Source organism: Devosia sp., from assembly GCF_030689745.1.
Lineage (GTDB): Bacteria > Pseudomonadota > Alphaproteobacteria > Rhizobiales > Devosiaceae > Devosia > Devosia alba.
The window spans coordinates 1-6903 of record NZ_JAUYGL010000122.1 but is presented as its reverse complement, the minus strand read 5'-3'; the positions used below and the strand labels follow the sequence as shown (position 1 = coordinate 6903).

The 6903-nt window shown below is 62.7% G+C and carries 8 protein-coding genes; 3 read left to right on the top strand and 5 right to left on the bottom strand.

Annotated features, from left to right (window positions below):
- On the bottom strand, nt 1-326 hold a 326-nt coding region (locus Q8O80_RS11005; protein WP_305579515.1), incomplete at its 3' end, for a hypothetical protein.
- Nucleotides 327-738: 412 nt separating this feature from the next.
- Here Q8O80_RS11005 and Q8O80_RS11000 point away from each other — a divergent pair.
- From Q8O80_RS11000 to Q8O80_RS10990, 3 genes are all read left to right on the top strand, one after another.
- Nucleotides 739-1959, top strand: coding sequence for an MFS transporter (locus tag Q8O80_RS11000; RefSeq protein WP_305579514.1), 1221 nt, complete (start codon nt 739-741; stop codon nt 1957-1959).
- Nucleotides 1960-2095: 136 nt separating this feature from the next.
- Nucleotides 2096-2542 carry a helix-turn-helix domain-containing protein gene (locus Q8O80_RS10995; RefSeq protein WP_305579513.1) on the top strand — a complete coding sequence of 149 codons (447 nt, stop codon included), beginning with the start codon at nt 2096-2098 and terminating at the stop codon, nt 2540-2542.
- A gap of 166 nt (nt 2543-2708) precedes the next feature.
- On the top strand, nt 2709-3377 hold the full coding sequence (locus tag Q8O80_RS10990) for a hypothetical protein (RefSeq protein ID WP_305579512.1): 669 nt from the start codon (nt 2709-2711) through the stop codon (nt 3375-3377).
- 24 nt (nt 3378-3401) lie between these two features.
- On the opposite strand, the gene Q8O80_RS21565 is transcribed toward Q8O80_RS10990, so the two are convergent.
- From Q8O80_RS21565 to Q8O80_RS21560, 4 genes are all read right to left on the bottom strand, one after another.
- Nucleotides 3402-4415, bottom strand: a complete 1014-nt coding sequence (locus Q8O80_RS21565; RefSeq protein WP_347946833.1) for a murein L,D-transpeptidase family protein — start codon at nt 4413-4415, stop codon at nt 3402-3404.
- Nucleotides 4416-4610: 195 nt separating this feature from the next.
- Complete coding sequence (locus Q8O80_RS10980) at nt 4611-5564, bottom strand: acetyl-CoA carboxylase carboxyltransferase subunit alpha (RefSeq protein ID WP_305579511.1); 954 nt, start codon at nt 5562-5564, stop codon at nt 4611-4613.
- 173 nt (nt 5565-5737) lie between these two features.
- On the bottom strand, nt 5738-6640 hold the full coding sequence (locus Q8O80_RS10975) for a site-specific tyrosine recombinase XerD (protein ID WP_305579510.1): 903 nt from the start codon (nt 6638-6640) through the stop codon (nt 5738-5740).
- Nucleotides 6637-6855 carry a hypothetical protein gene (locus Q8O80_RS21560; protein ID WP_371136168.1) on the bottom strand — a complete coding sequence of 73 codons (219 nt, stop codon included), beginning with the start codon at nt 6853-6855 and terminating at the stop codon, nt 6637-6639. Before Q8O80_RS21560 ends, Q8O80_RS10975 begins: the two co-directional genes overlap by 4 nt.
- Between the last annotated feature and the right edge of the window lie 48 nt (nt 6856-6903).

The window sequence follows — 6903 nt, the reverse complement described above, 5'->3', positions numbered from 1 at the left end:
AACGGGATCAGGTAGCGCTTGATAATTTGCGGGTCCTGCTGGGCGCGGTAGTCCTTTTTCAGACCCAGCTTGATCTGGCCCTCAATGCTATCCGCGTATTCCTGCGCCACCACATGAAACAGCTTTGACGTAGCCAAGTGGCCGTCTTCTGCGCGGACTTGATATCGGAGGTGTTCGCGCTTGGCGCGTGTTTCTGCCTCGTCTGCATCGGATGTTTTCAAACTCAGGCGGATCTGGCTCTTGCCTTTGACTGAAAAACGCATCCAGTAGTTGGCGCTGTCCTTGCGCTTGTAGAGCTCGTAGTCGGTGAGCAGATCACTGGCCAAAGTCGACACTCCGCAATTTGGTGCTTTCACTGCGTGCTAGGACCGTGCTGGTTGCGAAGCAGATCGTTGGCTAACCCACTGAAATCACTGACGGCCAATTGACCGTGCTAGTAGCGTGTTAGCTAGCACGGCCCGAAAGGCGTGTCACGATGCAATGTTAAGTATTTGATAATGCTAAGTTATATACTAACAAAGCAAGTGTGAGCTCAAATTAGGAATCCTGTGCTCTATCCAACTGAGCTACGAGACCACGCCCGTTCGATAGCAAATGCCGTGCGTTGGGGAAACCCTGTTTGCGCCGGGGCGGTGTGCGGAACAGCGCCTGGGGCGGCCAGATTATTTTTTGCCTGCTGTCGGTCTGTGGGCGCCTGCTTCGTCATTGCATGACAATGGGCACCAGGAGAATTGGCGAATGAGCAAGCACTATGGGTGGGTAATCGTGGCGGGGGGAGCAGTGATCACCTGTGTGGCGATGGGGTCGATGTTTGCCCTGCCGGTCTATCTGCAGCCAATTGCCGAGGAGACCGGCTGGTCGCGCGCCGGGATTTCCGGGGCGATGACGCTGGGCTTTCTGGTCATGGGGGTGGCCGGCTTCTTCTGGGGCTCTCTGAGCGACCGGATCGGGGCGCGGCCGGTGGTGCTGATCGGGACGGTGATGCTTGGTCTGGGTCTGCTGCTGGCCAGCCGCGCCAGCAGCCTGGTGATGTTCCAGCTCAGCTATGGTGTGCTGATCGGGGCCGCAGCGGGGGCGTTCTTTGCGCCGCTGATGGCCAATGTGATCGGCTGGTTCGAGACCAATCGGAGCCTGGCCGTGTCGCTGGTGTCGATTGGCGGCGGCGTCGCGCCGATGGTGGTGACGCCGCTGGCCAGTGTGCTGATCGGGATTTATGGCTGGCGCAGCGCCATGCTGATGATCGCGGTGGGCGCGGTGGTCATCATCGTGCCGGTGGCGCTGCTGCTGAAGCGGGCGCCACAAATTGCCGATGCGAACCTTGTGCTGCCCGAGGCGGGGGCTGCGCTATCGGGCCAGTCCGGCCGGCTGCGGGCCATTTTCCGGACGCCGCAATTCATCGTGCTGGCCGGCACCTTCTTTTTGTGCTGCGCGGCGCATTCGGGGCCGATCTTTCATACTGTCAGCTACGCCATGATCTGTGGCGCGTCGGCGCTGGCGGCGGCCAGCATCTATAGCGTGGAAGGGGTGGCGGGCCTGTTCGGGCGGCTGCTGTTTGGCCTGTCGGCGGACCGGCTGGGCGTCAAGCGGGTGATCATCGCCGGCCTACTGCTGCAGTCGGCCGGTATTTTCGCCTATATCTATGTCACCCAATTGCGCGAGTTCTACATGTTGGCGGCGGTGCTGGGCCTAGCCTATGGCGGGGTGATGCCTCTCTATGCGGTCCTGGCGCGCGAGTATTTTCCCGATCATGTGATGGGCACGGTGCTGGGCGGCATTACCATGACCTCGGCCATTGGCATGGCGTTTGGTCCGATTGGTGGTGGCTGGATCTTCGACAATTTCGGCGATTACCAGTGGCTCTATATCAGCTCGGCGGCCATCGGCCTGGCGGCTGCCGCGCTTGCCCTGGCCTTCCCGCCGGTGCTCGCCGACCGGCCGGGCGCCCCACAACCGGCCTGATGGCGATTTTCGGCTGCAGCAACGGCCAAAATCGGCAGTACTGCGGTGGAAACTGTGGTGTGACATGTCCGCCCCTAGGCACGGAAGGTAACCACGTCTATATTAGTGCCTGAGTTCCCAAATTGGAGGCACCGCAATGTCACTGCAAGACACGTCGCAACATTCCAACTGCACGGCCATGTCCGATGTTCTCAACCGCATCGGCGACAAATGGAGCGTGATGGTGGTGGGCATGCTGGGCCGTCAGGGTACGCTGCGGTTCAACGAGCTCAAGCGCCTGATCAATGGGGTCAGCCAGCGCATGCTGACGCTGACCCTGCGCAATCTGGAGCGCGATGGCCTGGTGACCCGAACCATCTATCCCGAGGTGCCGCCACGGGTGGAATACGCCCTGACCGAACTTGGCAAGACGCTGCAGCAGCCGATCAGCGCGCTGTGGGACTGGTCCTCGGAAAACCATGGCTCGATCATGGATGCGCGCGCCGTTTACGATGCGCGCAGCGCTGCGGTGGCCGAGGACACGCCGCGCAAGGTCGCCTATGTCGGCAGCGAGGGCCGGCTGGCCGGTGCCCGCTCGATTTAGCCCCTGTGGGGCGTCGCGGCGCTTTGCCTTAGCGTGTGCGTGAGGGCGGTACCGCCGATCTCGGCAACGTCACCATATCAGGGCCGCATTCTGGGGCGATGTCCGGATCGGTTCATGCTGGCGGATCGCTTCATGCTAAAAGTCTTGGACTATGGAGACGGCTGCTGTGGCTGACAATTGGACCCTCAAGGGTGTTTCACGCGACGATGAGCCGGGTCAGCCCGATGCGATCACGCCACATCCGGCCAGGCGAAGACTGCAACTGGGCAGTCTGGCGCCTCTGGCGGTGGGACTGATTGGCCTCGTCGCCCTGGGCACCACCGCCTGGGTCTATGCGGAGACACAGCGCGAAATCCGCCGCATCTCCAATGACATTGCCCAGATCCGGGTGAGCCTTGAACTTTATGGCCGGCAGCAAACGGGGAGTGGCGAACCAGCCGCTGCCGACAGTGCCGATAGCGCCGCACGCCTGCTCGATCTGTCCAATCGCCTGGCGCTGCTCGAGGCCAATCAGCGCAATGGCAGCACGGCTCCCCTGGCATCGGCACTTCCGGCCTTGCCCGCCCCTGCGGGCGGTGCCGTTGCCAGCGGCGGCGATTGCCTGCCCGTCGGCATGCGGTTCATGGTGGCGGCAGGCGACAATTACGCGGTGTGCGGCACCACTGCCAAGATCGCCATTGCCGCGATCGACAATGGTTATATCACCCTGGGGGATGGCACCGTCATTGCCGAGGGCGGCACCATCAATCTGGCTGATAGCGAGTGCATGCTCGGGGTAATGCCCAGCGAGGGTGACGGCCTGAGCGGCTATGCCGAAATCCGGGTGGCCTGCTGAGGCCAGCCGGCAAGCGGTCTGGACCTAGCGGTTGAGCCTTGCCTGCGGCACGGGTGCTGGCTTGCCGCTCATGACCGCGGTGACCTGCTCGCCACCGCCAAACAGATTGCCCAGCCCACCAAACAGATTGGTCACCGCGCCGTTGACGGCGCCATTCACGGCGGCACTGCGCTCCTTGAGGGCGGCTTCCTCGACGGTTTTCCGCTCGGCTGCGGCCAGGGAGGCGGCCAGGGCCCTTTCGTCGGCCAATTCCTTGGCGACCAGTGCGGCGCTGCGCGTCACGGGGGGGCATGCCCCCATCGGGTTCAGCACACCATTGCCGCTGGCGTTGAAGACATATTGGCGCTCGCAGACGTCCCAGACGGGCGGGTTCTTGTCGAGCTCGAACAGGTCATAGCCTTCCTTTATGTCCTTCCAGAACGCCAGATGCGGGCTGGTCGACTGCTTGGCCAGATTGGTGGGGGTCATCTTGAAGGGGAATATCTGCAGCTGGAAGCTGGAATTGCCGCCCTTGAAGCTCTCGCGGGCCAGCGCATAGATTTCGGCAATGCCGTGATCGGTCATGGCGTAGCAGCCGCGCGAAGAGCAGTCGCCATGCACCATCAACTGCGAGCCGGTGCGGCCGTGCACGCGGTCGAACTTGTTGGGAAAGCCGGTGTTGAAGGCCAGATAGTAATTGGACTTCGGATTCATCAGGCCGGGCGTGATGGTGTAGAAGCCTTCGGGGCTCTGCCGGTCGCCTTCCTTGATCTTGGGGCCAAGATCGCCGGAGAAGGCGCAGATTTCATAGGTCTTGAACAGCTTGAACTGGCCGGCGCTGGTGCGCTTCCAGACTTCGAGCACCTGCTCCTGCTTGAAGATGCGGACCATCATGGCGGCGCCGGGCGAAGACCCCATCGCCTTGAGGGCGGAAACGACAGTGCCTTGCAAAGGCTGGTTGTGCCGGTTGCTCGATGATTTGGGCAGGAAGCCGCCGCAAGCGGCGAGGCCAAACACCACCCAGAGCAGGATCAGCACAGAACAGAATTTGCGTAGCATGATGGCGGTCACGATAGGGCAGCCCAATTGCGGGATCAGTGGCTGATCCATAGGGAACAGTGGTTACCCAAGCATGAGAAATGCTGGTGAATGAAGTGTTACCACGGCCCGAAATCCCCAGCTAGCGGGGGATGATCACACAGATGTGTGGCCGGGAAACCGCTGTGGGTGCACAGCGGCGGCGGTTTGGCCTGATTACAGCGCGGTGCCGATGGCCATGAACTTCTCGCGGCGGTGCTCGCGCAGTTCGAGGCGACTCTTGCCGGCGAAGTCGGCAAGGAATTTGGCCAACGCCTCGCGGGTGGCGGCCATCACGGTTTCGGGGTGGCGGTGGGCGCCGCCCGTCGGCTCGGGAATAATGCCGTCAATCACGCCAAAGCCAAGCAGATCGGTGGCAGTGATCTTCATATTGGTGGCAGCGTCCTGGGCCCGGGCCGCGTCACGCCACAGAATGGTGGCGCCCCCTTCGGGCGAGATCACCGAATAGATGGCGTGTTCCAGCATCAGCACGCGATTGGCCGTGGCGATGGCAATAGCGCCGCCCGAACCGCCTTCGCCGATGACGATGGCGATATTGGGCACGCCCAGTTCGAGTGATTTTTCGGTGGAGCGAGCGATGGCTTCGGCCTGGCCGCGCTCTTCAGCGCCAATGCCGGGATAGGCGCCGGCGGTATCGACCAGCGAGATCACCGGAATGTTGAAACGGTCGGCCAGTTCCATGATGCGGACGGCCTTGCGGTAGCCCTCGGGGCGGGCCATGCCGAAATTATGCTTGAGGCGGGTCTCGGTGGAATTGCCCTTCTCCTGGCCGATCACGGCCACGGGCTGGCCGTTGAACCGACCGAAGCCGGCCTGGATGGCGGAGTCCTCGGCAAATTTCCGATCGCCGGCCATGGGCCGCCATTCGGTAATCAGGGTGTCGATATAGTCGGCGAAGTGCGGGCGCTGCGGATGGCGCGCCACCTGGGTCTTCTGCCAGGGCGTCAGCTTCTTGTAGATTTCAACCAGGGCCTCTTCGGCGCGGCTGGACAGGCGGGAGACCTCCTCGTCAATGCTCACGGCCTGATCGGCTGCGGCCATGGACTTGAGCTCGGCGATCTTGCCTTCAAGATCGGCTACCGGCTTTTCGAAATCGAGATAAGACTGCATTCCACCTGCCCGTTAAGGGTGCCATTGCTGGACCCGTGCATCAGGTCGCTGCTGTTGCGCCCTAAAGTGGCGGGAAAGTGACGATGGTGCAACGGCAAGTCAAGCGGAGTCATGGCAAAACCCCGCATGCGGCGTTCGATGCTAACAGTCTGCTCTCCTATTGGGCCGAAGGGCTAGGGCTGGTTGAGAGGGTGGTGGGTCTCCACCAAGGTACGCAATTTCTCGTCCAGCACGTGGGTATAGATCTGCGTGGTGGAAATATCGGCGTGGCCGAGCAGCATCTGCACCACACGCAAATCGGCACCGCCGGCCAGCAAATGGCTGGCAAAGGCATGGCGCAGCACATGGGGGGCGACCCGCGCGGCGCCGATTCCGGCGCGGCCGGCCAGGCCCTTGAGATCACGCGCAAATACCTGGCGCGACAGATAGCCCTCGGCGCCGCTGGCCGGGAACAGGAAGGGCCCCGGTTCGAGCGTGGCGAGATAGGCCTTGATGGCGTCGCGGGTCCGGTCGTTGAGCGGCACGATGCGCTCCTTGTTGCCCTTGCCGGTAACGGTGATGAAGCTGGAGTCGCGCATGACGGCGGCGCGGCGCAGGCTGACCAGCTCGGACACCCGCATGCCGGTGGCATAGAGCAGTTCGAGCAGCACATAAAGGCGCAGCGCCCCGGCCTGTTCGGCAGGCGTGCCCTCGGCATTGGCAGCGGCCTCGGCGCTGGTCAAAAGCTTCTCCACCTCGGCTACCGAGAGCACCTTGGGCAGGGCGCGCCGGGTCTTGGGGCTGGCGACAATGCGGGTGGGGTCGTCGCCACGCAGATTGTCGGCGCAGAGGAACTGGTGAAACTGGCGGATGGCCGACAGGCGCCGGGCGCTTGATGATGCCGACAGGCCCTGGGCATAAAGGCTGTCGAGATAGCGCGTCACGGCGTCGCGGTCGCCATTGAGCGGGGTCAGGCCCCGGCCGGCGAGAAAGCCGACATAATCGGTCAGGTCGCGGCGATAGGCGTCGATGGTGTTTTTGGCCGCCCCGCGCTCGGCGCTCATCATTTCGAGAAACGACGCTACCAGATGGCTCATGGGCTCTCCGGTTCGGTTTGGCTGGTCGGCCCGCTGGCGCCGGGGGTGCTGCCGGGCAGGACCGGCGCGCCGCCGCCGAGCAGGTCGCGGGTGGGAATGCGAATGGTGACCTGTTTGGGGGTCGGTTCGACAAATGACACCAGCGCCACCATGCCCGCATAAACAAGGCCAGCCAGAAACAGCAGCGTGATGATAAGGCGGATCAGGGTCGGCATGACGGTCCAATAAACTGCTTTTGCCTAAAATATGGCAGCAAATGGTTT

Coding starts and splice junctions, on each gene's coding strand:
- Q8O80_RS11000 (WP_305579514.1), top strand. CDS start 739: ATGAGCAAGCACTATGGGTGGGTAATCGTGGCGGGGGGAGCAGTGATC.
- Q8O80_RS10980 (WP_305579511.1), bottom strand. CDS start 5,564: ATGCAGTCTTATCTCGATTTCGAAAAGCCGGTAGCCGATCTTGAAGGC.
- Q8O80_RS10975 (WP_305579510.1), bottom strand. CDS start 6,640: ATGAGCCATCTGGTAGCGTCGTTTCTCGAAATGATGAGCGCCGAGCGC.
- Q8O80_RS10995 (WP_305579513.1), top strand. CDS start 2,096: ATGTCACTGCAAGACACGTCGCAACATTCCAACTGCACGGCCATGTCC.
- Q8O80_RS21560 (WP_371136168.1), bottom strand. CDS start 6,855: ATGCCGACCCTGATCCGCCTTATCATCACGCTGCTGTTTCTGGCTGGC.
- Q8O80_RS21565 (WP_347946833.1), bottom strand. CDS start 4,415: ATGCTACGCAAATTCTGTTCTGTGCTGATCCTGCTCTGGGTGGTGTTT.